Genomic DNA, 23614 nt, shown 5'->3' with positions numbered 1-23614 from the left:
TTTATATGATTTTTAAAACTATTGTTTAGCTACTTTTTTAAATCTCATCATTGGCACATCGCCCTCAATTAAATTTAGTTTTCCGTCTTTATCAATAGCATAACTTGTTATTTTTTTCATTTGCTGTAAAAACTGCTGTTCTCCTCCACCTTCGCAAAACATCATTGTTGCTGGTCCGGGTTCTCCAAAAGTTAAAGATTTTCCATTTAGGGTATAAGGTGCGCTATATCCGTTACATCCATTATTACCATACACTTTTGTTTCTTTCTGGTCAAAAGTAATTTGTGGTTTTTTATTGGGATACAAGCCTTCAAAAGCAATTCTTGGCCCTGAAATATATTCTAATTCCCAGATTGTATCGTAAATATTAGCGGTGTTTTTGGCCTCTTTTGATGCCATACATGAAATAAGTAGTAAGGTTAAAACTGAAACGACTGCAATTGTATATTTTTTCATAAAATTTACTTTTTAAGATTAAAATTGTTTTACAAATATTCCCTTCTCAATATTCATGCCTTGCAACAAGTTTTATAAAAATTTAATTTTTATAAAAGACCTCCGATTTCATTATTAAATTGCAATTTCTGATCTCTAAGTTACACCATTTTCATTAAAAAACTACAGATCAAATACTTAAATTAAAACATACGATTGCATTTTTTTTGTAATTTGCAATGATCAAAAAACTAAAATCATCAATAAAAAACAAAAAAATGAAGCGACTGCTCTTACTTTTTATCTTATTAATTGCCATCACTCCAATTCATTCTCAGGAAAATTTACCAACAGATTATCTGTCTAAAGAATTCCATAAAGGCCGACGTGAAGCTTTTAGAAATTTAATGCCGACGAATTCGGTTGCTGTAGTTTTCTCTTATCCGGAAAGAGTTTTTTCTAAAGATGTTAGCTACAATTTTCATCAAAATCCTGACATGTATTACCTGACTGGTTACAAAGAACCAGATGCCGTTTTACTAATTTTCAAGGAAGCACAGGGAACTGGCGAAACTTACAACGAAGTATTATTTGTTAGAGAAAGAAATGCTTCCCGCGAAGTTTGGACAGGAAGACGTTTGGGTGTTGAAGGCGCAAAATCTAAATTAGGTTTTACGACTGTTTATAACGGAAAAGATTTTAAGAATTTTGATATCGATTTAAAAAAATTTGACAAAATTATTTATGATAAAATCCCAATTGATCTTGAGAACAATCAAAGTAGTTTTGATCTTTTTGGCTTAGTTCAGTCTTTTAAAAATAAGGCCGGAATTACGCGCGAAGACAAAACTTCAATAGACTCATTTACCAATATTACCAATTCACTTCGAGAAATCAAAACTCCGGAAGAAATGGATTTAATGCGTAAAACCGTTAAACTTTCCTGCGTTGCTCATAACGAAGTTATGAAAGCAGTTGGTCCGGACATGAGCGAAAACGAAGCTGACGGAATTCACGCCTATATCCATAGAAAATATGGTGCCGAAGGCGAAGGTTATCCCCCAATTGTTGGTGTTGGAGCAAACGGCTGTATTTTGCATTATGGCGAAAACAACAGCACAAAAATGGACAATCAATTGTTATTGATGGATGTTGGCTCTGAATATCACGGTTATTCTGCCGATGTAACCAGAACAATTCCGGCAAACGGAAAATTTACCGAAGAACAAAAAGCCATTTATCAATTGGTTTATGAAGCTCAGGAAGAAGTTTTTAAAATCTGTAAAGAAGGAACCCGCATTCAGGATTTAAATACAAAATCAAGAGAAGTAATCACAGAAGGATTAATTAAGCTTGGGATTATCACAGATCCCCAAGATTCCAGAATTTATTATCCGCACGGATGCTCGCATTTTCTTGGTCTGGATGTTCATGATAAAGGAAATTATGGAGGAACTTTAAAAGAAAACATGATCCTTACTGTTGAACCAGGAATTTATATTCCGGCAAACAGTAAATGCGATAAAAAATGGTGGAATATTGGTGTCCGAATCGAAGATGACATTGCCATCAAAAAAGATTCATATGAAAATTTATCAGCAGATTCGCCAAGAAAATGGGAAGATGTTGAAAAAATGGCAGCGCAGAAAAGCACTTTCAATGACATGAAATTTCCTAAAATTTAATTTAGAAAAATAAAATAAATCAAAACCTCGTTTCAATTTTAAACGAGGTTTTTTTATGCATTTTTAAGAAAAGCTTTCAAAAATTCAAGTGAATTTTACCGTACTTTGTATCCTCAAAATTTAAAAAAATGAAAGCACTTACCTTTTCTTCTTTCGGAAATTCAGATGTTTTAGAATATATAGAAATTCCGAATCCGCAATTAAAAAACGATGAAATTTTAATCGAAATGAAAGCTATCGGATTAAATTTTGCCGATGTTTACAGACGAAAGGGAAATTATCATTTAAAAGGAAATCCGCCATTTATTGCCGGTTATGAAGGTGCCGGAATTGTGGTTAACACCAACAATCATTCTGAATATAACGTTGGAGATCGGGTGGCTTTCGCCGATGTTCCCTTTGCAAATGCTGAATTGGTTGCCGTAAATATAAATCACGTTTTACCGTTACCCCAAGCCATTTCTTTTGAAACTGCCGCTGCTATTTTACTCCAAGGTTTAACCGCACATTATTTAGCAACCGACAGCCATAAAACTGCAAAAGGTAAAACCGTTTTAATTCACGCGGTTGCAGGCGGAGTTGGTCAGACACTAACACAAATCAGCAAATTGTTGGGTGCCAATGTGATTGGTTTAACTTCCTCTTCAGACAAAGCAAAAGTAGCTTTTGAACAAGGCGCAGATCATGTTTTTCTTTATAATGACGATTGGAAATCGCAGGTTTTCAAAGTAGCACCAAAAGGCGTTGATGTTGTTTACGATAGTGTGGGAAGTACGTTGATGGAAAGTTTCGAAGTCACAAAAGAATGCGGACAAGTCGTTTTCTTCGGAATGGCAGATGGCGACCCTGCACCTGTAGATCCAAGAATGCTGATGGATGGTTCCAAAACTTTAACCGGAGGCGATTTGTGGAGTTATTTAAATTCAAAAGAAGAACGAATCAAAAGGGCCAATCAATTATTCAATTGGATTATCGAAGGAAAAATTACGCTTTCAACTCCAACTTCTTTTAAATTATCCGAAGGAAAAATGGCTCACGATTATCTGGAAAGCCGAAAAAGTACCGGAAAAATAATTCTGATTCCGTAAATAATAATCTGGGCGTGCCACCAATATAAAAAGGGACCGACTTTAGCACTGCTTAGTTCGCCCCTTTTTATATTGGTGTCGGGCTTTCGCTGCTACTGCGGTAGCTTAGCTCTATCCCTCACGCATAAACAGTTTTCAGTCTCAGTTTCCAACATAATCTTGTCGTCCTGAGGGACGAAGGATCACACTAGAAGCTCGACAAAGATTGGATTCTCGTTGAGGAGTTACTTGCAAAGATTTCTCCTCTGTTGAAAATGGCAAAATTGCGACTAAAGTCTACAACTGATTAACCTCAATCTTCGTTAATTCAGATAATTCTAAGATCCTATCCACATCGTTTTTATTTGCCACAAAAAACAAATAATTATCTCCATGTGTATCATACGTCATTAATTCAAGATTACGCTTCTCTAAAGCCGATTGAATATAAGGAAACAAATCGTGACTATACGTTTCTTCCGGATATTCGAAATTCAAATCTTCACCAATCATTTCTGAGATGAAATATTCTGCATCTTCAGGATCAAATTTCCAATCGCTGTTCCAGCAATCTATGCTTTCAAAAAAACTCCAGTGATTTTCAATAATCTCATGATATTCTTTTGATTCCTTTTTAAAATTCTTCAAAAGCTTTTTTGATTGTTTTCTAAGGTCTTTTTCTTCAACATTCCCTCTTGAAACCAATCTTATAAACTCTTCAAAAGTCTCAACTTTAACGTCTTCAATTTCTACTAAATTTTCTAATGAAGGAAGTGTAACACTTTCCGGAATTTCAATATTTAAATATTGGCAAATTCCCTGTAAAACCAATTTAAAATCTTTAATTGCTATTTCCTGACTTTCATTCTTTGGATTGTTGAAATCTAAAAGTTCACTATCCAACAATCCTTTTGTATAATCAAAAAAATGTGTTCCTGAATATAAAATTTTAAAATCGTTGGTTTCTAAACTATTGGTACAGCAAAAAAAGATAATGAAATTTTTTATGGAACGTTTAAAGAACTTTTTTTCATCAGAAGTTGGCTCCGAATAAAACTGAATGTGTATAAAGTCATATTCTAATCCCTGGTCTATTATATCCTGAGAAAGAACTCCAATATCCATTTTTTTATAAAGCTCATTTAAAACTTCATAAGAATTATTAAAGCCTCCTTTTTTAATTTCTGCTCTGCTTTCTTCATGATCTAATGAACCGGGAAAATAAAATAAATTAACCGATACATCTTCCTTAATTCCTTTTACTTTAAGTTCAAGACTTGCCTGCTCGTTATATAAGTGCGAATAAATTGAATCAATAATATCAAAAGAAATAATTGATTGCGGGTCGTTATTTCGACCGAATAAATTAGAAAAGAAGTTTTTCATTAGAGTTTACAGGTTTTATTTTTTTTAGAAATTCTTATAACTAAAGAATTAAATATAAGAATATTCAAATAAATAAAAAACCTGATAAATTAATTATTTCAAAGTTTCAGCAATCATTAAAGCACATTTTTCTCCATCAATTGCTGCAGATATAATGCCGCCCGCATATCCCGCTCCTTCTCCGCAAGGATACAAACCTTTTATTTGTAAATGCTCGTAAGTTATAGGATCTCTCGGAATTCTGACCGGAGATGAAGTTCTGCTTTCCGGCGCATGCAAAATAGCTTCGTTAGTCAAATAACCACGCATCGACTTACCGAATTCCTTAAAACCTTCACGTAAAATTTGCGATAAGAATCCAGGAAAAACCTGTCCCATTTCAACCGAAGTGGTTCCCGGAACATAAGACGTTTTCGGAATATCCGAAGAAACTTTATTTTGAGTAAAATCAACCATTCGTTGAGCCGGAACTTTTTGGGTTTCGCCCGCCAAATGCCACGCTTTTTGTTCAATGCTTTTTTGGAATTCCATTCCGGCTAAAGCGCCAAATTTTTCAAAAGGCTTAAAATCTTCCAATTTCAATTCGATAACAATTCCGGAATTTGCTGTAACCTGATCACGTTTAGATGGCGACCAGCCGTTGGTAACCACTTCACCCGGACTTGTTGCACAAGGTGCAATTACACCACCCGGGCACATACAAAAAGAGTACATTCCTCGGCCGTTTACTTGCTTTACGATAGAATACGGCGCAGGTGGCAAATGTTCCCCGCGATAATCACAGCTATATTGAATGCTGTCAATTAAAGCTTGAGAATGCTCTGCACGAACACCCAAAGCAAAAGGTTTTGCTTCTATGAAAATTTTCTTTTTATCTAACAATTCAAAAATATCACGTGCCGAATGTCCAGTCGCTAAGATTAATTTATTCGCCAGAATTTTGTCTCCGGTTTGCGTTACAATACCCTCAACTTCATTATTTTTTACCAAAATATCGGTTACTCTGGTATCAAACAAAACCTGACCTCCAAACTCGATAATTTTGTTTCGAATATCCTCAATGATTTTTGGCAATTTATTGGTTCCGATGTGCGGATGCGCTTCAACCAAAATATCTTCAGAAGCTCCAAAAGCAACTAAAAGTTCTAATATTCTGGTAACATCACCACGTTTTTTAGAACGCGTATATAATTTTCCGTCAGAATACGTTCCTGCTCCGCCTTCTCCAAAACAATAATTAGAATCTTCGTTTACCAAATGATCCACATTTATTGCTTTTAAGTCACGTCGGCGTCCACGAACATCTTTTCCGCGTTCAATTACAATTGGCTTTAAACCTAATTCAATTAATTGCAATGCTGCAAAAAGTCCAGCCGGACCAGCGCCAACCACAATAACTTCCTGTGCAGAAGAAACATCTTTATATAATGGTAATTCAATTTTGCTTTCCTCAAAAGGTTCCCCTTGCAGATAAATAATAACCTTCAAATTGATTTTTATCGCTTTCTGGCGCGCATCAATCGAACGTTTTAAAATAGTAATATGTTGAATTTCCTTAGGAGAAACTTTAATTTGTTTAGACAAATAGTCTTTTAGCAACAATTCGTTTGCAGCTATTTCCGGAGTTACCTGAAGTAAAAGTTCTCTTGGCATTGTATTTTATTTTTCAATTAGCTTTTCTATTTATGAAAAGAACATGCAAAAATAACATTTTGAACTGACTTTATATAATTAACCGCAAAGTGCGCTAAGATTTTTTAAAGTTATGGTTTTACAAAAACATAAAGTTCGCAAAGCTTTTTTATTGTTCATGCAGATTTTCTCTTCTTCGTAAAATCTTTACTATTTATTTTTAGCCACACACTATTTGGATTAAAAAGATTTCTTTTAAAGAACAATTAGACGCACTGCAGTGCGTCTCGACAGAAAAAAAACTCAGAACCTTAGCATCTCAGAACCTCAGAACCTTTTTTTCAAAATAGACTTTGTACCTTTGTCACTCTGAACCTTTGCACCTTAAATAAATGTCTAGAAAAATAAAATTAATTTGGGATTTCCGTGGTCCGGCTTCAGCAAAAACTGCTGAACATCATGAAATTCATTTGAAAGAATATATCGCAATAGAAAAACTTCCGTTAAATATTACTGGTTTTAAAATTGTAAACGAAATGCATGCAACCGCTTTTATGGTGGTTACCGAAGAAAATATGATTCCGGTAAGAGATGCTTTGAAGCCGCATCGTGGGGAAGTTTATAGTGATCAGTAATCAGTTTTTTAGTGTTCAGAAAGTCCTAAAAAACTGATTACTTAATACCTTTATATTTTTTTTCAATCTACTTTAGCATTCACTGAACACTAAAAAACTGATCACTGATTACTTTAATTAGCTACTTCACTAATAAATTTAATTCTCATCAACCTTAATTCATCAATATCATAATCGCCATCGAATTCTTTAAGGGCGTCTTCGATTTTGTCCGATTCTGATTCCATGAAATAATCGTGAATTTCTTCCTGTTGATCATCATCTAACATATCATCAACCCAGTATTTAATATTAAGTTTAGTACCAGCGTACACGATTTGTTCCATTTCTTTGATCAAAGCATCCATCGTTAAGCCTTTTGCCGAAGCAATATCATTTAAAGATAACTTTCGATCTATATTTTGAATGATATATAATTTATTAGCAGAATTAACTCCGGTAGATTTCACCACTAAATCGTCTGGGCGAATGATATCATTATCTTCTACATAACGACTAATCAAGGCTACAAATTCTCCACCGTATTTTTTAGCTTTTCCTTCACCAACTCCATGAATATTATATAATTCAGTTAAGGAAATCGGGTATTTTAAAGCCATGTCTTCTAAGGAAGGATCCTGAAAAACGACAAACGGAGGAACGCCTAATTTTTTGGCTACTTTTTTTCGCAATTCACGCAGCATGCCCATTAAAACCTCATCGGCAGTACCAGATGATTTTGCAGCTGTTACAATTGCCTCATCTTCAGACTCATTGTATTCATGATCTTCAGACATCAGAAAGGATACTGGCTTTTTAATGAAGTTCAAACCTTCCTTAGTGATTTTCACCACGCCATAAGTCTCAATATCTTTTGATAAATAACCGGCAACCAGTACTTGCCTTAATAAGGCCATCCAATATTTTTCGTCATGATCTGAACCAGAACCGAAAAACGATTGGGCATCTGTTTTATGTGCCTTGATAACTGCATTTACGCGACCTATTAAAGTAAATACAATTTCTTTTGATTTGTAAATATGTTTGGTGTCGCGAACGATTTCTAACAATTTAACAACCTGATCCTGCGCTTCAATTTTATTTTTAGGATTACGAACATTGTCGTCCATATCGGCACCTTCTCCGGTTTCACTGTCAAATTCTTCACCAAAATAATGTAGCAGGAATTTTCTTCGTGACATTGAGGTTTCGGCGTAAGCCACAACTTCCTGCAAAAGGGCAAAACCAATTTCCTGTTCAGCAACAGGTTTTCCGGACATGAATTTCTCCAGCTTTTCTACATCTTTATAAGAGTAATAAGCTAAACAATGTCCTTCTCCTCCATCACGACCGGCACGACCGGTTTCCTGATAATAACTCTCCAGTGATTTTGGAATATCATGGTGAATTACAAAACGAACGTCTGGTTTATCAATTCCCATTCCGAACGCGATTGTTGCAACTACAACATCGACATCTTCCATCAAAAACATATCCTGATGTTTGGCTCGGGTTTTAGCATCTAAACCTGCATGATAAGGAACAGCACTGATGCCGTTAACTTGCAAAACTTCAGCAATAGATTCGACTTTTTTACGGCTTAAGCAATAAATAATTCCGGATTTGCCTTTATGTTGTTTGATAAATCGAATGATATCCGATTCAATATTTTTTGTTTTTGTGCGAACTTCGTAGTACAAGTTCGGTCTGTTGAATGATGCTTTAAAAGTACTCGCATCAGACATATCAAGGTTTTTCAGAATATCTTCCTGAACTTTTGGGGTTGCAGTAGCGGTAAGTCCTATAATAGGAACCTGTCCTAATTGTTTTATTATATTTTTTAGGTTTCGGTATTCCGGCCTAAAATCATGACCCCATTCTGAAATGCAATGCGCTTCATCAATAGCGACAAACGAAATGGGCACACTCTGTAAAAAAGCAACATATTCTTCTTTAGTCAAAGATTCCGGCGCCACATATAAAAGTTTGGTCAAGCCAGAAGTGATGTCTTTTTTGACTTGGGCAATTTCTGTTTTGGTGAGAGAGGAATTCAGTACATGAGCGATTCCGTTTTCTGAAGAAAGACTTCGAATCGCATCAACCTGATTTTTCATCAAAGCAATCAAAGGAGAAACAACAATAGCTGTTCCGTCCTGAATTAAAGCGGGTAATTGATAACAAAGAGACTTTCCACCGCCAGTTGGCATAATTACAAAAGTATTCTTCTTATATAAAATACTCGTAATGACTTGCTCCTGCAAGCCCTTAAATTGGCTAAAGCCGAAATACTTCTTTAATTCCTTGTGTATTTCAATTTCGTTTGAATTCATTCTTTATATTAATGGATATTTTGTATAAATTTGCAACACATAAAGATACAACTTTCTTTTATACATACAAATTTTAAATATTCTGTTTTGATTTCAAAAGAAAATATATTGGCTATCGCCAAAAAAACCATACTATCTGAAAGCGAAGCAATTATAAAATTAATTGATTTTCTTGACGAAAATTTCTACGAAGCTGTTCAACGTATTTATGAAACCAAAGGCCGACTGATCGTTACCGGAATAGGAAAAAGCGCCATCATCGCTCAAAAAATGGTTGCGACTTTTAACTCAACCGGAACACCTTCTATGTTCCTTCATGCCTCAGAAGCGATTCACGGCGACTTGGGAATGATACAAAAAGAAGATATCATTATTTGTATTTCAAAAAGCGGCAACAGTCCGGAAATAAAAATTCTGGTTCCTTTATTAAAACGTTTCGGAAACACTTTAATTGCCATCACAGGAAACATAACTTCATCTTTGGCTAAAGGTTCTGACTATGTTCTGAACACCACAGTTGAAATGGAGGCTTGCCCAATAAACCTTGCTCCAACAAACAGTACAACAGCACAACTTGTAATGGGCGATGCACTGGCAGTTTGTCTGATGGAAATGCGCGACTTCAAACCAGAAGATTTTGCCGTATATCATCCGGGTGGTGCGTTAGGGAAAAAATTATTACTTCGCGTAAAAGATATGATTGAACATTCGTTAAAACCAATGGTTACACCGGACACTTCCATCAAAAAAGCTATTTTTGAAATCTCTGAAAAAAGATTAGGAGTAACAGCGGTAATCGAAAATGACAAAATTATTGGAATTATTACCGATGGAGATATTAGAAGAATGCTGAACGACAGAGATTCTATTGCTGATTTGACTGCAAAAGATATTATGTCGAAAAACCCGAAATTAGTTTCTTCTGAAACCATGGCAGTAGACGCTCTGAATATGATGGAAGATTTTTCAATAACACAATTAATTGTCGCTGACAATGGTGAGTACAAAGGAGTATTACATTTACATGACATTTTAAAAGAAGGAATCGTATAATGGCAAAAAAGAACCTTGGCGAGATGTCATTTTTAGACCATCTTGAAGAACTAAGATGGTTATTAGTAAGAAGTACAACTGCAACATTAATAATGGCATTTGTTACTTATTTCATCAGTGATTATTTATTTGACAAAATTATTTTAGGTCCAACGAGGCCTACTTTTTTCACTTATAGATGGTTTTGTGATTTATCACATCAACTGGGTTTTGCGGATAGTATCTGTATTACCGAACTGAATTTCATTATTCAGAATACGGAGATGGAAGGTCAGGTAAATATCTTTGTATGGATGTGTATATTGGCTGGTTTCATTTTAAGTTTCCCTTATATTTTATGGGAAATCTGGAAATTTATCAGTCCGGCATTATATGAAAAAGAAAGAAAAAATGCGAGGGTATTCATATTCGCTTCTTCTCTTCTTTTCTTTTTAGGAGTATTGTTTGGTTATTTTGTTGTTATTCCGATGTCCGTGAATTTCGTTGCGACTTTCTCTGTGAGTGATGTTGTGAAGAACCAATTTACACTAGACTCTTATATGGGAATGGTCAAAACAAGTATCCTGGGTAGTGCCATCTTTTTTGAATTGCCAATCGCTATTTATTTCTTAACTAAATTAGGATTAGTAACACCTGATTTCTTAAGAAAATATTGGAAATATGCCGTAATTATCATTTTGATTATTGCCGCAATCGTAACACCTCCGGACGTAGTAAGCCAAACTATCGTAGCAATACCAATGTTGCTTATTTACGAAGTGAGTATCCTGATTTCAAAGGTTGTTTATAGAAATAAATTGAAAGAAAATGTCTGATATCATACAAGAATTTAACGACTATCGTTCTAAAATGAACGAAAAATTATTAGCTGACAATAACAAAATTGTAAAGCGAATTTTTAATCTTGACACTAACGCATACGCGTCAGGAGCTCTTGATGTAAAAACAAAAGAGCTGTTAGGATTAGTGGCTTCAGCAGTATTACGTTGTGATGACTGTGTAAAATATCATTTAGAGACAAGCCATAAAGAAGGTGTTACCAAAGAAGAAATGATGGAAGCCATGGGAATCGCAACTTTGGTTGGAGGGACAATTGTAATTCCGCATTTAAGAAGAGCTTACGAATTTTGGGAAGCTTTAGAAGAGGCTGGAAATTAGAAAATGAGATAATTAGTCAATTAGATAATTCATTGAAAACGCAATAATTTGTTAATTCATTTATCTAGTTGATTATTTTACTTTTAATTTGTGCCTTCTAATATATTTTAAAATGAATTGAGTTAGTTTTTCAATTATCTCATTTTCAAATTATCTAATTATCTAATTGAAAAAATGAAGCTAAGAGCCGATAATTTAATCAAAACCTATAAAGGACGCAGTGTTGTAAAAGGAATTTCTGTTGAAGTAAATCAAGGGGAAATTGTTGGGCTTTTGGGACCGAATGGTGCCGGGAAAACAACTTCGTTTTATATGATTGTGGGATTGGTAAAACCAAATCAGGGAAATATTTATCTGGATGATTTGAATATTACCGATTATCCTATGTACAAACGTGCCCAACAAGGAATTGGTTATTTGGCACAGGAAGCTTCAGTTTTTAGAAAATTAAGTATTGAAGATAACATTCTGAGCGTTTTACAATTGACAAAACTTTCTAAAGAGGAGCAAATTGCCAAAATGGAAAGTTTAATTGAAGAATTCAGCTTAGAACATATTCGTACCAACCGTGGTGATTTACTTTCGGGAGGAGAACGTCGTCGTACTGAAATTGCACGTGCTTTGGCAACAGATCCTAAATTCATTTTATTGGATGAGCCTTTTGCAGGAGTTGACCCGGTTGCGGTTGAAGATATTCAAAGAATTGTAGCGCAGTTAAAAAATAAAAATATCGGAATCTTAATTACCGATCACAACGTACAGGAAACTTTAGCGATCACAGACAAAACCTACCTAATGTTTGAAGGAGGAATTTTGAAAGCCGGAATTCCGGAAGAATTAGTTGAAGATGAAATGGTACGCCGCGTTTATCTTGGACAAAACTTCGAATTACGTAAAAAGAAACTTGAATTTTAATAAGTATACAGTCGCACTTTTCAGTCACTGTGAAAAAACTGAAAACTGTGACTGCGACTGAAAACTAAAAGTATGACTCCACAAAAACCAACTCAGGAAGAATACGACAATTGGCACAAGGACCCAAACAATTGGTATTTGGGATGTTTTTATTATAATCCGAAAGATAAACGATTACTTCCACCAAAGAGAATTCAATGGATGGGTTATACAGTAAATTTTGCTAATCCTTACTCTGTTTTAATTTTGATAGCGATATTATCGTTAATTCCAATTGCCCTTTTATCAAAATAAGCTTTAAGTCAAAAGACTAAATCCTAATCGGTAACGAGCCGAGACTGAAAACTATTCAACAGTGATAAATTGCAATTGCTCTAAGTCGCCATTATAGATATTCACATCCACTCTGTGTTTGATTCCTGGTAAAGAGGCTTTCTCTGTAAATTGCCAAAAAAGCCAGTCGTCTTCAATTTTTTCTCTGTAGAAATTGTAATTAGCAATCCAAAATAAATATTCACTGAATTCTTCTTTCAGAAAATCACTATAGTAGCGTTCTCCAGTATAAATAATTGGACGAACCTGATAATGTGCTTCAACTTTGGTTAACCATCTTTTTAAACCTTTTTTTAAACTATCTAAAGGTTGATTCTTAGGCAGTCTTTCAATATCTAAAACTGGTGGTAAATCACCTTTTTGCAACTTTACGGTTTTAATAAAAAGATTAGCCTGCTCGATCGAATTTTCGTTTGGACGATAATAATGATAGGCGCCTCGCATTATTTTATTTTCTTTTGCACCATCCCAATTCCTCTTAAATTGTGCATCCACACGATCGTTCCCAGCAGTAGCTCTGATGAACACAAATTGAACTGGATATTTTTCTTCTAAGATTTCAATTTCATCCCAATCAACTTTTCCCTGAAATTCAGATACATCAATACCAATCACTTTTCCTTTATGATTCTCCAAAACCTGAATATTTCGAACATCAGAAAGATGCTTATCAACGGCATCTTCGTCTAAAACTTTATCTGATTTAAATCCGAGATAATAAGCCAATCCGGCACGATAATGATAAATTGTTCCAATGAAAAGTAATGCCAAAAAAGAGAATACAATAAATCGAATCACTTTGCTAAAAGCAGAACGAGTTGGTTGAGGTTTTCGGGAATAAGAAGTTCGTCTTGTCGTTTTTCTTGCCATTCGAATAAAAACTACTTTTTCAAAAACATATTATTGACAACTGACAACAACACATAAAAAATGATAATTAACGGAATAGCGATATAATGCAATAAAAGCACCATTAAAACAGACACTACCAAAAATACAATTTGAAGCGTATTTTCCTTAAAACTAAATTTCTTAATTTTTAAAGAAAATAATGGAATTTCGGCATTCAAAATATAAGCACTACACAAAGTAATTATCAATAAAACCCACTGATTGGTTAAGATTTCCAACATCATTAGAGAATCAGAAAATTTCAAAACTAATGGCAAACTCAAAATAAATAATGCATTTGCCGGAGTTGGCAAACCAATAAATGAATCCGTTTGACGAGTGTCAATATTGAAATTAGCCAATCGGTAACAAGAACCCAAAGTCACAATAAATCCTAAAAACGGAATCGCGGGATTTGTCCCTAATTCGTGCGCACTGTTTGTAAACAAACTATACATAACATAACCTGGCGCAACACCGCTGGTTACCATATCTGCCAAAGAATCCAACTGTAACCCAAGTGGGCTTGAAACTTTGAACAATCTGGCGAAAAAACCATCAAAAAAATCGAAAAAGATTCCTAAACAAACCATGTAAAAAGCCATTTCATAATTGGCTTCAGAAATAAAAACAACCGCAATACAACCGCAGAAAAGATTGATTAATGTAATTAAATTAGGAATGTGTTTTTTAATATTCATCTTTATAAAATTTGATAATGGTGAGGAACAAATTTAGTATAATAACTGCATGTACAAGCCGTTTTTATAAGAGTTTTTTATTTGAAATTTTGGCATTCGTAATATTTCTCAAAAGGAATAAGTTTGCTGAGTAAAATATTATATTTTTGATAAAAATTAAAATAGGCCTCAGTCTGCAAAAAAATATACGTTGAAGAAAACCTTAATGCTTTTATTATTTTGGATCTGCACGCAACAATATGCACAAACTGTTCGAAAATATTCGAATGAATTTATGAATATTGGTGTCGACGCAGCTGCATTAGGAATGTCGAGTGCCGTTGTTGCCTCCACAAATGACGTAAACGCCGTTTACTGGAATCCTGCTGGTCTTACACGTCTTGAAGACCACCAGATTTCTTTAATGCATGCCAATTATTTTGCTAACATTGCTCAGTATGATTATATAGGATATGCGAGCCCGATTGATGACAGAAGCGCCTGGGGAATTTCGATGATTCGTTTTGGAGTTGATGACATCATGGACACAACCGAATTAATTGACAGTCAAGGAAATATTGATTATAACCGGATTCGTTTGTTCTCAACTGCAGATTATGGTTTTACATTCTCCTATGCAAGAAAATTGCCTGTAGAGGGATTTCAATATGGTGTTAATGCAAAAGTGATCCGCCGGATTATTGGAAAATTTGCTAATTCATGGGGGTTCGGTTTTGATGTCGGATTACAGTTTGAACGCAATGACTGGAAATTTGGATTGATGCTTCGTGACATTACAACAACTTATAATGTCTGGAATATCGATGAAGAAGAATATGCAAAAATTGCCAATGCTATTCCGGGAGAAAATAATGAATTGCCTGAAAGTACTGAGATTACGTTACCTAAAGCCCAATTAGGAGTTTCAAAAACATTTGATTTTCATAATGATTATAGTCTTTTGGTTGCTACAAATCTGAACATGCGTTTTGAGCAGACTAATGACATTATTTCATCAAAAGTAGTGAGTATTGATCCGGCAATTGGTTTTGAATTTGGATATACCGATTTGGTTTTCCTAAGAGCAGGAGCTGGAAATTTCCAGAATGTTATGCAGTTGGATAATACTGAAAAAGTAAATTTTCAACCTAATATTGGATTGGGATTTAAATATAAAGGTATTCAGGTTGACTATGCTCTGACTGATTTGGGAAACCAAAGTACAGCTCTATATTCGAATATTTTTTCTTTAAAAGTAGATTTAGGTATCTTTAGATAATTTTTACAAAACCATTAAACTTCTTAAAATTTTAAATTATGAAAAATGTCATTTTCAAAAAAACACTTTTTAGTTTACTATTATTACTAAGTTTTATTGGTTTCGGTCAAAATTTATCTTTATCAAAAGATGCTAAAATAAGCGTTCTTACCTGTGGGCTGGGCAATGAAACTTATTCTTATTTTGGCCACACAGCCATCCGTGTTGCTGATCCAGCAAACAACATTGATTTAGTTTATAATTATGGTGCTTTTGATTTTTCAACACCAAATTTTGTTGCCAAGTTTGCGAAAGGTGATTTGCAATATTTTGTGGTAGTTCACCCTTTTGCTGATTTCATGAATGAATACAATTATGAAAAAAGAAGTGTTTTTGAACAAGAACTTCTTATTCCACAGGAGTCAAAACAAAAGCTATTTGACAACTTAAATACTACTTTACTTTCTGAAGAACGCTATTATACTTATAAATTCATTAATAAAAACTGTACCTCGATGGTTGTTGACATTATCAATAAAACATTGAACGGAAATGTGATAACAAAAAAAGGCGATACCGGTATTACTTACCGTTCTATACTATTCCCTTATTTTGACGGGCATTTTTATGATAAATTAGGAACCAGTATTATTTTCGGGATGAAAGTAGATCAATTAGGAACCAAAATATTCCTGCCTTTTGAATTGAAAAACAGTTTAGAGAAGACTTCTTTTCAAAATCATCACTTAGTTAGCAAAACAAGTACATTGATAAGCTTTGAAAAAGAAACTCCAACTTCATGGTGGAATAATGTGTACACTTATCTATTTATACTTGCTTTTGTTGTATTAGCACATAATAAAATAGTAGACAAAATCTATCTTTTGATTTTATCTTTAATGGGAATATTCTTTGTAGTTGTGGGATTTTATTCTTTTCACCAAGAATTGGCGATGAATTACAATGTGCTTTTATTTAGCCCCTTTTTATTGATTTTGATTCTTTTATCGATTCTTAAAAATAAAAGATGGACGTATCGATTTGCAGTTTTGCATGTATTATTTCTAATTGTTTACAGTCTCTTTATAATTAACAAAGCTCACTTTTTAGTTGTTTTACCGATGATTGTAACAAGCGGTTTTGTTTTAGTAAGAATCGCGATCAGAAACAAAAAACGTATTCCGATTATTATCTAAATTTACTGTCCCCGATAAAATAAAACGGTTGTAATGGTTTTGAAAGTAATACTCAAATCCAGAAAAATACTTCGATGTTTTATATAATACAAATCGTATTGTAACTTTATTAAACTTTCCTCGATCGATTCTCCATACGAATAATTGACCTGTGCCCAACCTGTAAGACCAGGTTTTATAACGTGTCGTGTCTCATAAAAAGGCATAATTCTAGCTATTTCATTTACAAAGTAAGGACGCTCCGGTCGCGGACCAATAACAGCCATGTCACCTTTTAAAATGTTAAAAAACTGAGGCAACTCATCCATTCTGGACTTACGCATAAATTTACCAAATGGAGTTACCCTTTTGTCATTTGAAGAAGCGAACGGACCATTTGCATCAGAATTTTGCGTCATCGTTCTAAACTTATAAATCTCAAAAACAACCCCATGTTTCCCGACGCGTTCTTGTGTGTAAAACAAACTTCCTTTATTAGCCAAAAGATTTCCAATGAAAATTAAAGGTATAAATAAAATACAAATTAATAAACCCGTGAATGAGAGTAAAAACTCAAGAATGCGAACCAAAGACAAATACAATTTATTATTATTACTTCTGCTAAAAGGGAAAAACCTGTAAAAATCTTTGGAGATATAATGTACCGGAATTCGTTGTGTTTTACTTTCATACACTTGCGTATACTCTCGTATAATATTTCCAGATTCTAATAAATGAAGCAATTGTTGGTATAAATCGGCTGTAATCCCATCTGTTTTTTGTGATGCAATTACGATTTCAGAAATATTGTTTTTAGTTACAAATAACTCTAAGTCGTTCTTTTTAATTTCCTTTACATAATGAAAACCGGAGTCTTCGGGTGAAATTAAATCGGAACTAACAAACCCCAAAATTTTATAGTGTGGATCAACATTTTCAAGTCCTAAAACCAATTCCTCAACCTGGCTATGATCACAAATTAAAATTACATTTTGCGAAAACCGATGCGAAGCTAAAAAATATACATAAAAATATCGCCAGGCCAATAGTGCCCCTAGTATTGTAAAATAAAAAACCAATATAACCAAACGTTGTTTTGGAAGTTCCGGTGATAAAATTGGTGTAAATAAATAAACTAAAACAGCCGTTGTGACGGTAAGAATAACGCTTCTGAGAATTTGAAACTGATTACTGGCAACCTGAAGATTATACATTTCGAAAATGGCACCAAAAATAGTCAGGTACAAGATTAGCATAATTGGTCTGAAATAATGCTTTTGATCTAAATTGAAATACTGAACTTCAAATAAAAAATTCAACAGAAACAAAGCTGAAAAAACAAAAACAATATCAAAAAGGCGAAGTAGTATTTTCCTTTCCGAAATTTCGAAATGCATTTTTCTATTTGAAATCATGGATTCTATTTTTTGTTTGGGGCTTTTCTTCAGGCAAATGTATTATAAAAATTAGAATTTAATCGATTGAAGCTTCGGCTTTTTCAGGAATTTTAATGCGTACCGAAAGAAGTGTAAGGGCATAAACAAAAGCCGGAGCAGCTGTTCGCATTGCTGCATGATTTATGGTTAGAAGCCAAAAAATAAAAAAAGACAAAAAATATAGGTGCTGTCTATTGTGAATATATAAAACAAAAGGCGTTATAAAAAGTATCAAAAGCCCTAAAACACCAAATAAACCGTGTTCTGCAAGCATCCTGGTTATTTCATTATGTGAAGCCACTGCGACCCCTCGGGATTTTTCTCTCATTTCTTTTCCCATTCCTACTCCGATTCCAGTTATAGGATTATCTAAAAAATAAGTGATTTCGGACTCAATTATTTCTTCTCTACCACTTAATTGACTTTTTTTCTCTCTTCCTCTTGCATCCTGATTTGCATAACGTTTGTCGATAAGCCCGCTTGTTTGAATAGAACTATAGGTCCATATACCAATTCCCATTAAGCCAGTCATTATAAAAACAGGGATAAATTTGCTTTTTCCTTTTGCATTTGAAAAAAAATACAATAGAATTAAAAGACACCCAATCATAACAACACCTGTTATAATACCTCCTCTTGAAAAAGTTACAATACCTCTGTAACTCACAAAAAGCAATAAAAATCCATTCAAAATCATCTCTTTTTTAGTTTTCGAAAATAATACTAATTGGGAAAAAAAGATAAAAATCCCTAATCCTAGAATGGTAGAAACCTGATTAGGACCAAATCCCCCAGACGTTTCAAAATTAGATTGTGTTCCTGTTACTACATCTTTTACACTCGGATTATATAAAAACAAATAAACAGTTGTTGTAAGTATTGGTAAGCCCATAGCGAGAACTATATTTTGTAAATCTGAAAATACAACTCTTCTCTTAAACATATAGATCGCACAAATGGCTAAACAAATTGGACCTGATAAATTAAAAAACAATGCTTTTTTAACGTCTATATCATAATCAGTTACTGTTGAAGCCACTAGAATACCTGGAATTAGAAGGATCAGAAAAAACCAATAAAGGAATGCATTTAAAGAAAAATTACTGTACATCATTCCCAACAACATAAAAAATATGATACTTACTTTAACATATTCGTTATTAAAGTTCCCGCCTGTCATTCTCAAAAAAACCTCAATACCAACTAAATACGCTGCTATTAAGAGAACTTCATTGTTGTTATTTTTTGTCTTCTGTACAACATAAAAACCAATGATCGGAATTAAAAGTGCTAGTATTTTAGACAAAAAAGGTACTGCAAAAATAACCACAGCAATAATGCAATGAATTAAAACAATATAAATATAAGACAATCGAAAGCTCTTCATTATTTATTTTTTTTGTAGGCTAAAATTAGCTTTTCAATTACTGATTCTTCAGAATAATTCTTCAGAACCGATTTTTTAAATTTCCCAGCTAATATATTCCTTAAAACTTCATTGCCTACTATTTTTTTTAATTGATTTTTTACCTCCAATTCAGAAAAAGGATCAAACAACAATCCATCAACCTCATTTTGAATAAGAAGAGAACAATATCCAACATTCGTAGAGACTACAGCTACATTTTCTAAAGCGTATTCAAGTAAAGTTACCGGAAAACCTTCTTGTGTTGAAGCTAAAACACCAACTGAGGCCTGAGATAAAATATTTTTAATATCGTTTTTTTCTCCATACAAATAAATATGATCTTCTAAACAACATGATTTTATAAAGTTTTTTAGTTTTTCAGAATAGGAATCAAAATAATCTCTACCTATTAAATGTAAAGTCCAGCCACATTCAAATAATTTTAAATCAGTATAAGCTTTTAAAATTAAAAGATGATTTTTAGGATTTTTTAAATTAGCCAGAAAAACTATTCTTTTTCCATCTAACCCTTGTAGTTCTGTTATTTGATTATGTTCAGATACATTTTGAGAGTTAGTAAAGTTGGGGATAAAAATCACATTAGAGCAATTCATATTTTTCTCATTCCATTCTTTCAATTGAAGATTCACTACAAAAATAGAAGAAAAAAAAGTTGATAAAAAAACCAAAAACATATTCTCCTTTTTAGTTTCATTTGATCTTGACCCATAATGATCATGCCAAAATATTTTTATTCTAGGTAAAGTCAGCTTTACTAAAACAGCGATAAAGAACGAAGAACTATGTGCATGTATTATATCAATTTTATTTTTGACAAGATATTTTCTAAGACGGAAAACAGCATTCAGATCTACACTCTTTTTTCGTTGCAAAAATAAATAAGCAACATCATAACTTATTTGATCTCTTAAACCACCTTCTTTTCTCGTTGCAATTAAACCTGAGAAATCTATATTTTTAGACAGTGCGTTAGCATAGTTTATTGCCATTCGTTCTGCACCACCAAGTTCTAAAGAATCTATAATTTGTACAACTCTCATTTTTTCAGCAGTTTTTTTATTTCGGATTCAAAAACTTCGGTTGTATATTGCTGTGACCAGCTTGCAGCTAGTTTACTCTTTGATAAAAAGTTATCTTCGTCTTTTATTATATTTTCAATTTGAAATACATCTTTTTCTAAATCCATTTCAAGCAAAATACCTCTATTCCCATAGTCGAGCATAAAAGGAACACATGAAACTTTTGTTGCTATTGGAACACATCCCCAAAACATACCTTCGGCAATAGCTTTGGGCCAGCCTTCACTTTTAGATGGTAGTACTACGAAATGACTTTCCTGATAAGCTTTTTTTATTGTTTCCTGATTTTGGTTTCCATTTAAAAAAATATAATTTTCTAGCTTATTTTTCTTAATATACGCTTCCAAAGCAATTCTTTCATTTCCTTCTCCATATAAATTCAGAATTACATTTTTATCCTGTTTAATAAATTGTTCAACTAACTTTATGGCATACATCGGATTTTTCCCAGAAACAAGAGTTCCTACAAAAATAAATTTTATCGAATATTTAAAATTTGTTTTATTAGGCAACGATTTTTCTGATTCTGAATATGTAGCTGTAAAAAAAGATTTTATGTTGTTGGACTGATTCTCCCAATCTCCGTATACTAAAACTTTCATATTCCGAGTTAGAAAAGAATTATTCAAAATTTTCTTTTGTAAATTATAGGTCCAAGGCTGGTTACTTTTCGAGTCCCAATTTCCAGCATATTTGGTAGTTTTTATTTTCCCCGGGAATAATATCTGAACTAAAGACCCTATCAAACCAACATTCCCCGGACAACGTAAATGAATATGATCAGCATCATTCATTGCCCAAAATATTTGCCAAAAAATTATTGGTAACTTAATGAACGAAACTATATTGCTTTTAAAACTGGTAAAACTAAAATCAGGAACTTTTCTAAAATCAATCTTATTATGACTATATGCAATATCAATTACTGCTGGATTTCCATTTAATAATGGTCCAACAACTGTCACTTCATCAACATATTTCAACCAAATATTCATTTCACGCACATAGGGAGCATAACCTAAATATTGGTCATTGTTTTGAATATGAACTACATGAGTGATTATTGCAAATTTCATTTATATATTTTGTATCAACCTTGTAATAACTTTTTTTGGTGCTAAATATTCGTCAAAATATTTTCTGCTTTCGAATTCTAGTTTTCTTTTAAAATTAATGTCAGACAGCATTTTTCTTATTGCATTTGCAATATCATCACGATTATCTGCATAAATAAGATGCTCATTATTTAATAAATCTGCAGGTAATTTATTGTAATGCGAAGTTGAAATAATTCCTTTTCCCAAGGCTAAAAATTCTGCCAATTTCCAACCATGACAAGAAAGCACTGCTGGCGTATTAAATACAAAGGCTGAATTTTTGATTTTCTTTAAATAAACTTTAAAAGGGATTTTCTCTGAGTATATTAAATCATCAAATCCTAAATTATCGCCATCGTTTCTTGATGCAAAACCGCCTTCAAAATGAATATTGGAATTATTTTTACAGCTTTCGATAAATAAAGCGCGATTATTATTCGTTTCTGCTTCCTGCTTCCAAATACTATTTATAAAAAAAACATCATTGGTTGATGATTGAGATGTGTTGTATTTTTTTAGGCGCAGTCTTTTATATTGTCTCCAATAATTCGCAACAAATTCTCTTTTATTTGAAATTACATCTTTAAATCTGATATAGTTTATAGCCAAATAATATAATGTTTCAAATAAATTCCAGATTTTAATCCCAAAACTTGGTCCAATAGCAACTATTTTTTTTTGATTTTGGATTGGTAAATTTCCAGAATTGTAATTTACTTTTCCGTATACATCGCACCAATCAAGTTGAGCTTCATCTATTTGATTGGAATCTTTTGAATCTATGATTATTTTCTTTGAAGAAATATCATTTTCTAAAATAACAGCAAAAGTTCCGTCATTGAATTTAGGAAATTTCGAAACATTGAACTCAAAATCATTATAAACTTCCTTTAAACCTTGAATGTAATAACCATCGTAGAAGACATTACAAAGTCCGTAAATATAAATTTTCGTTTTCATTTCGCTTCCTTTGGTTTATCAAAAAACAAACTCCACCAACCAACCGTTCTTCCAAGTACTTCTGTTAATGCCGCTTTTTTATTACTATCCGTCAGAACATTGCTAAATCGAATTATGGTTAACAAAATCGTAATTGAATTCCATTTAAAACGCGAAACAAATTTGGGATTCGGATTTTTAACATGCCATACATACCAACCATTTCTTACGACCATTTTCCCGTATTTATATTGATTTGGTCTTCCAGATGCATCGTGAAAGTGCTCTAATTTTGCATTCGTATTTAGATATAATTTACCTGTTTTTGCAACACGCAAAGTAAAATCAGCATCTTCGTACAAACCATAGCCTTCAAAATAAGTAGAGAAAGAAAATTTCTCAAAAACTGATTTTCTAAAAGATGAAACACCTCCCATTAATTGTTCTACCTCATAAGTTTTACTACTTGGCGGTAAAAAACCAACACTTCGTCCGTGCGAGAAAGAAGGAGAAAAACCAGGCGGACAATCACTATCTAAATTCAATTTCTTACGCAATACAAAACGGCTTCCATCTTTACGTTTCCATCCATCAAAACAGAATTCATTAATTTTTGGAATGTAATTGTAGGAAACTTTATCCCATTTTATTTCATTACAAATGTACCCTCCCACTCCCAAAGCTTCAGGAAAAACTTCATAGGTTCCCAATAAATTTTCAAAATAATTGGATTCTAAAACCGTATCGTCATCTAAGAAACATACAATTTCACTAGTTTTGCTTACATTTTTAATTCCAAAATTTCTTTGTTTTGTAAGTCCTCGATGACCCTTATTAACTAAAAAATATTTTAAATTTTCGAAATAATTCTCGTTTAATATAACTTCTGTTTCATTATTTAAAGATCCATCAATAATTAAAATTTCATCCGGATATAGTGTTTGACTTTGAACTGAAAATAATAATTTCAGCAAAGGCTCAGGGCGCATGTAAGTACAAACGATTAATGAAAATTTCATGTT

General features: G+C 33.1%; 22 protein-coding genes. 10 read left to right on the top strand and 12 right to left on the bottom strand.

Going from position 1 to position 23614, the window contains the following annotated elements; genetic code table 11:
* Positions 1-18: 18 nt before the first annotated feature.
* The gene (locus tag AC6CH4_RS08900; protein ID WP_498102147.1) at positions 19-456 is read right to left on the bottom strand and encodes an META domain-containing protein; all 438 of its coding nucleotides are present in this window, start codon (positions 454-456) and stop codon (positions 19-21) included.
* Positions 457-713: 257 nt separating this feature from the next.
* Here AC6CH4_RS08900 and AC6CH4_RS08895 point away from each other — a divergent pair, with 257 nt between their 5' ends.
* Both AC6CH4_RS08895 and AC6CH4_RS08890 read left to right on the top strand, forming a co-directional pair.
* Positions 714-2120 (top strand): aminopeptidase P N-terminal domain-containing protein, encoded by a 1407-nt coding sequence (locus tag AC6CH4_RS08895; protein WP_498102145.1) that lies wholly within the window; start codon positions 714-716, stop codon positions 2118-2120.
* Positions 2121-2248: 128 nt separating this feature from the next.
* Positions 2249-3208, top strand: a complete 960-nt coding sequence (locus AC6CH4_RS08890; protein ID WP_498102143.1) for a quinone oxidoreductase family protein — start codon at positions 2249-2251, stop codon at positions 3206-3208.
* 276 nt (positions 3209-3484) lie between these two features.
* On the opposite strand, the gene AC6CH4_RS08885 is transcribed toward AC6CH4_RS08890, so the two are convergent.
* Complete coding sequence (locus AC6CH4_RS08885; RefSeq protein WP_498102141.1) at positions 3485-4573, bottom strand: DUF6630 family protein; 1089 nt, start codon at positions 4571-4573, stop codon at positions 3485-3487.
* A 93-nt stretch (positions 4574-4666) separates the two neighbouring features.
* Positions 4667-6226, bottom strand: a complete 1560-nt coding sequence (locus AC6CH4_RS08880; RefSeq protein ID WP_498102139.1) for an NAD(P)/FAD-dependent oxidoreductase — start codon at positions 6224-6226, stop codon at positions 4667-4669.
* A gap of 371 nt (positions 6227-6597) precedes the next feature.
* Here AC6CH4_RS08880 and AC6CH4_RS08875 point away from each other — a divergent pair, with 371 nt between their 5' ends.
* Entirely contained in the window at positions 6598-6840 is a 243-nt protein-coding gene (locus AC6CH4_RS08875; RefSeq protein WP_498102137.1) for a hypothetical protein, read from the top strand.
* A 113-nt stretch (positions 6841-6953) separates the two neighbouring features.
* On the opposite strand, the gene recQ is transcribed toward AC6CH4_RS08875, so the two are convergent.
* Positions 6954-9149 carry a DNA helicase RecQ gene (gene recQ, locus AC6CH4_RS08870; protein ID WP_498102135.1) on the bottom strand — a complete coding sequence of 732 codons (2196 nt, stop codon included), beginning with the start codon at positions 9147-9149 and terminating at the stop codon, positions 6954-6956.
* 87 nt (positions 9150-9236) lie between these two features.
* Here recQ and AC6CH4_RS08865 point away from each other — a divergent pair, with 87 nt between their 5' ends.
* The 5 genes from AC6CH4_RS08865 (at position 9237) to AC6CH4_RS08845 (ending at position 12569) form a co-directional block, all read left to right on the top strand.
* Positions 9237-10202: a KpsF/GutQ family sugar-phosphate isomerase gene (locus AC6CH4_RS08865; RefSeq protein ID WP_498102133.1), complete on the top strand. Its 966-nt coding sequence runs from the start codon at positions 9237-9239 to the stop codon at positions 10200-10202.
* Entirely contained in the window at positions 10202-11017 is an 816-nt protein-coding gene (gene tatC / locus AC6CH4_RS08860) for a twin-arginine translocase subunit TatC (protein ID WP_498102131.1), read from the top strand. The genes AC6CH4_RS08865 and tatC overlap by 1 nt, the downstream gene beginning before the upstream one ends.
* A complete protein-coding gene (locus AC6CH4_RS08855) occupies positions 11010-11360 on the top strand; it encodes a carboxymuconolactone decarboxylase family protein (RefSeq protein ID WP_498102129.1) in 351 nt (116 codons plus the stop codon). Before tatC ends, AC6CH4_RS08855 begins: the two co-directional genes overlap by 8 nt.
* 174 nt (positions 11361-11534) lie before the next feature.
* A complete protein-coding gene (lptB, locus tag AC6CH4_RS08850; protein ID WP_026982881.1) occupies positions 11535-12275 on the top strand; it encodes an LPS export ABC transporter ATP-binding protein in 741 nt (246 codons plus the stop codon).
* Between the two features lie 72 nt (positions 12276-12347).
* A complete protein-coding gene (locus tag AC6CH4_RS08845; protein ID WP_498102127.1) occupies positions 12348-12569 on the top strand; it encodes a DUF5808 domain-containing protein in 222 nt (73 codons plus the stop codon).
* A 51-nt stretch (positions 12570-12620) separates the two neighbouring features.
* On the opposite strand, the gene AC6CH4_RS08840 is transcribed toward AC6CH4_RS08845, so the two are convergent.
* Both AC6CH4_RS08840 and AC6CH4_RS08835 read right to left on the bottom strand, forming a co-directional pair.
* Positions 12621-13478 (bottom strand): glycoside hydrolase family 25 protein, encoded by an 858-nt coding sequence (locus tag AC6CH4_RS08840; RefSeq protein WP_498102125.1) that lies wholly within the window; start codon positions 13476-13478, stop codon positions 12621-12623.
* Positions 13479-13489: 11 nt separating this feature from the next.
* Entirely contained in the window at positions 13490-14200 is a 711-nt protein-coding gene (locus tag AC6CH4_RS08835; protein ID WP_498102123.1) for a CDP-alcohol phosphatidyltransferase family protein, read from the bottom strand.
* 205 nt (positions 14201-14405) lie between these two features.
* Between AC6CH4_RS08835 and AC6CH4_RS08830 the strand changes: the two genes are divergently transcribed.
* Entirely contained in the window at positions 14406-15458 is a 1053-nt protein-coding gene (locus tag AC6CH4_RS08830; RefSeq protein ID WP_498102340.1) for a putative type IX sorting system protein PorV2, read from the top strand.
* Between the two features lie 38 nt (positions 15459-15496).
* Complete coding sequence (locus AC6CH4_RS08825; protein WP_498102121.1) at positions 15497-16633, top strand: lipoprotein N-acyltransferase Lnb domain-containing protein; 1137 nt, start codon at positions 15497-15499, stop codon at positions 16631-16633.
* 2 nt (positions 16634-16635) lie between these two features.
* On the opposite strand, the gene AC6CH4_RS08820 is transcribed toward AC6CH4_RS08825, so the two are convergent.
* The 6 genes from AC6CH4_RS08820 to AC6CH4_RS08795 are packed head-to-tail and all read right to left on the bottom strand — an operon-like array spanning position 16636 to position 23611.
* Positions 16636-18027 (bottom strand): sugar transferase, encoded by a 1392-nt coding sequence (locus tag AC6CH4_RS08820; protein WP_498102119.1) that lies wholly within the window; start codon positions 18025-18027, stop codon positions 16636-16638.
* A gap of 58 nt (positions 18028-18085) precedes the next feature.
* The gene (locus tag AC6CH4_RS08815; RefSeq protein WP_498102117.1) at positions 18086-19435 is read right to left on the bottom strand and encodes an O-antigen ligase family protein; all 1350 of its coding nucleotides are present in this window, start codon (positions 19433-19435) and stop codon (positions 18086-18088) included.
* The gene (locus AC6CH4_RS08810; RefSeq protein ID WP_498102115.1) at positions 19435-20517 is read right to left on the bottom strand and encodes a glycosyltransferase; all 1083 of its coding nucleotides are present in this window, start codon (positions 20515-20517) and stop codon (positions 19435-19437) included. The genes AC6CH4_RS08815 and AC6CH4_RS08810 overlap by 1 nt, the downstream gene beginning before the upstream one ends.
* Entirely contained in the window at positions 20514-21632 is a 1119-nt protein-coding gene (locus AC6CH4_RS08805) for a glycosyltransferase (protein WP_498102113.1), read from the bottom strand. The genes AC6CH4_RS08810 and AC6CH4_RS08805 overlap by 4 nt, the downstream gene beginning before the upstream one ends.
* Positions 21633-22613, bottom strand: coding sequence for a glycosyltransferase (locus tag AC6CH4_RS08800; RefSeq protein WP_498102111.1), 981 nt, complete (start codon positions 22611-22613; stop codon positions 21633-21635).
* Positions 22610-23611, bottom strand: coding sequence for a glycosyltransferase family 2 protein (locus AC6CH4_RS08795; RefSeq protein ID WP_498102109.1), 1002 nt, complete (start codon positions 23609-23611; stop codon positions 22610-22612). The genes AC6CH4_RS08800 and AC6CH4_RS08795 overlap by 4 nt, the downstream gene beginning before the upstream one ends.
* Positions 23612-23614 lie beyond the last annotated feature (3 nt).

The sequence above is a fragment of the Flavobacterium sp. GQ95 genome (genome assembly GCF_059758655.1).
The sequence above is the reverse complement of the archived record's forward strand: the minus strand, read 5'-3'. Positions and strand labels throughout refer to the sequence as shown.

Excerpts from the sequence above, each read along its gene's own strand:
- AC6CH4_RS08900 (WP_498102147.1), bottom strand. The coding sequence starts at position 456 with ATGAAAAAATATACAATTGCAGTCGTTTCAGTTTTAACCTTACTACTT.
- AC6CH4_RS08895 (WP_498102145.1), top strand. The coding sequence starts at position 714 with ATGAAGCGACTGCTCTTACTTTTTATCTTATTAATTGCCATCACTCCA.
- AC6CH4_RS08890 (WP_498102143.1), top strand. The coding sequence starts at position 2,249 with ATGAAAGCACTTACCTTTTCTTCTTTCGGAAATTCAGATGTTTTAGAA.
- AC6CH4_RS08885 (WP_498102141.1), bottom strand. The coding sequence starts at position 4,573 with ATGAAAAACTTCTTTTCTAATTTATTCGGTCGAAATAACGACCCGCAA.
- AC6CH4_RS08880 (WP_498102139.1), bottom strand. The coding sequence starts at position 6,226 with ATGCCAAGAGAACTTTTACTTCAGGTAACTCCGGAAATAGCTGCAAAC.
- AC6CH4_RS08875 (WP_498102137.1), top strand. The coding sequence starts at position 6,598 with ATGTCTAGAAAAATAAAATTAATTTGGGATTTCCGTGGTCCGGCTTCA.
- recQ (WP_498102135.1), bottom strand. The coding sequence starts at position 9,149 with ATGAATTCAAACGAAATTGAAATACACAAGGAATTAAAGAAGTATTTC.
- tatC (WP_498102131.1), top strand. The coding sequence starts at position 10,202 with ATGGCAAAAAAGAACCTTGGCGAGATGTCATTTTTAGACCATCTTGAA.
- AC6CH4_RS08855 (WP_498102129.1), top strand. The coding sequence starts at position 11,010 with ATGTCTGATATCATACAAGAATTTAACGACTATCGTTCTAAAATGAAC.
- lptB (WP_026982881.1), top strand. The coding sequence starts at position 11,535 with ATGAAGCTAAGAGCCGATAATTTAATCAAAACCTATAAAGGACGCAGT.
- AC6CH4_RS08845 (WP_498102127.1), top strand. The coding sequence starts at position 12,348 with ATGACTCCACAAAAACCAACTCAGGAAGAATACGACAATTGGCACAAG.
- AC6CH4_RS08840 (WP_498102125.1), bottom strand. The coding sequence starts at position 13,478 with ATGGCAAGAAAAACGACAAGACGAACTTCTTATTCCCGAAAACCTCAA.
- AC6CH4_RS08835 (WP_498102123.1), bottom strand. The coding sequence starts at position 14,200 with ATGAATATTAAAAAACACATTCCTAATTTAATTACATTAATCAATCTT.
- AC6CH4_RS08830 (WP_498102340.1), top strand. The coding sequence starts at position 14,406 with ATGCTTTTATTATTTTGGATCTGCACGCAACAATATGCACAAACTGTT.
- AC6CH4_RS08825 (WP_498102121.1), top strand. The coding sequence starts at position 15,497 with ATGAAAAATGTCATTTTCAAAAAAACACTTTTTAGTTTACTATTATTA.
- AC6CH4_RS08820 (WP_498102119.1), bottom strand. The coding sequence starts at position 18,027 with ATGATTTCAAATAGAAAAATGCATTTCGAAATTTCGGAAAGGAAAATA.
- AC6CH4_RS08815 (WP_498102117.1), bottom strand. The coding sequence starts at position 19,435 with ATGAAGAGCTTTCGATTGTCTTATATTTATATTGTTTTAATTCATTGC.
- AC6CH4_RS08810 (WP_498102115.1), bottom strand. The coding sequence starts at position 20,517 with ATGAGAGTTGTACAAATTATAGATTCTTTAGAACTTGGTGGTGCAGAA.
- AC6CH4_RS08805 (WP_498102113.1), bottom strand. The coding sequence starts at position 21,632 with ATGAAATTTGCAATAATCACTCATGTAGTTCATATTCAAAACAATGAC.
- AC6CH4_RS08800 (WP_498102111.1), bottom strand. The coding sequence starts at position 22,613 with ATGAAAACGAAAATTTATATTTACGGACTTTGTAATGTCTTCTACGAT.
- AC6CH4_RS08795 (WP_498102109.1), bottom strand. The coding sequence starts at position 23,611 with ATGAAATTTTCATTAATCGTTTGTACTTACATGCGCCCTGAGCCTTTG.